1 protein-coding gene is annotated in these 380 nt (G+C 64.2%); it reads right to left on the bottom strand.

Annotated elements, in window-relative coordinates:
• Positions 1–380: tellurite resistance TerB family protein (locus EE949_RS05170; protein WP_164666692.1), on the bottom strand; the 380-nt coding region annotated here is incomplete at both ends.

Genomic DNA, 380 nt, shown 5'->3' with positions numbered 1-380 from the left:
GCTTGATGGGCCTGTTGCTCCAGGTGCAGTTGCAACTGCGGGTCGATGTGCAGCTGCCCCGCCAGGTCATCCAGGTAATTGCGCTCGGCGCCCTGCTGGTCGTCCACCAGCATCACGCTGGCCAGGTACACCTCGGCCGCCAGCGCCGGGTCGGCGGCGAACTCGGCAAAGTCCGCGGCATCCAGCGGCTTGGCGACTTCAGCGCCGAGCCACTGCTGCAATTGCGGGTCGTCAGTATGCTTGCCCAGCTCATTGGAAATCAGTTGCTGCTCTTTTTCATCAATGTGGCCGTCGGCCTTGGCGGCAGCGATCAGTGCGCGCAGCACTGCGTGGCTGTGCGCTTCGACTTGCGCGCCCGAGAGCTGATCGGCTGTCTGGAA

Source organism: Pseudomonas viridiflava (genome assembly GCF_900602065.1).
Lineage (GTDB): Bacteria > Pseudomonadota > Gammaproteobacteria > Pseudomonadales > Pseudomonadaceae > Aquipseudomonas.
Note: the sequence above shows the minus strand (reverse complement) of the source record. Positions and strands in the feature narration are given on the sequence as shown.